Source organism: Paraburkholderia sp. BR10872 (assembly GCF_040965835.1).
GTDB lineage: Bacteria > Pseudomonadota > Gammaproteobacteria > Burkholderiales > Burkholderiaceae > Paraburkholderia > Paraburkholderia nodosa_A.
Genome location: NZ_JBFRCN010000201.1, coordinates 1 through 255, shown reverse-complemented (window position 1 = coordinate 255; position 255 = coordinate 1). Strand labels below are relative to the sequence as shown.

Annotated in this window: 1 protein-coding gene; it reads left to right on the top strand. The window is 63.9% G+C overall.

Features of this window, described 5'->3' with window-relative positions; all coding sequences use genetic code 11:
* The coding region (locus AB4Y43_RS40690; RefSeq protein WP_368730314.1) for an amino acid permease at positions 1-255 on the top strand (255 nt) is incomplete at both ends.

The following is a 255-nucleotide window of genomic DNA, read 5'->3' as shown; positions in this document are numbered from 1 at the left end:
CGGTGTTCACGGCAGTCGCCACGAGCGGCATCGTGTTCGCATTCAACGGCTTCCAGAGCCCGATCAACCTCGCGGGTGAAGCGCGCAATCCGGCGAAGAGCGTGCCGTTCGCAGTCATCGGCTCGATCCTCTGCGCGCTCGTGATCTACGTGCTGCTGCAGGTCGCCTATATCGGCGCGGTCAATCCGGCCGACGTCGCGAAGGGCTGGAACACGTTCAACTTCAAGTCGCCGTTCGCGGAACTCGCGATCGCGC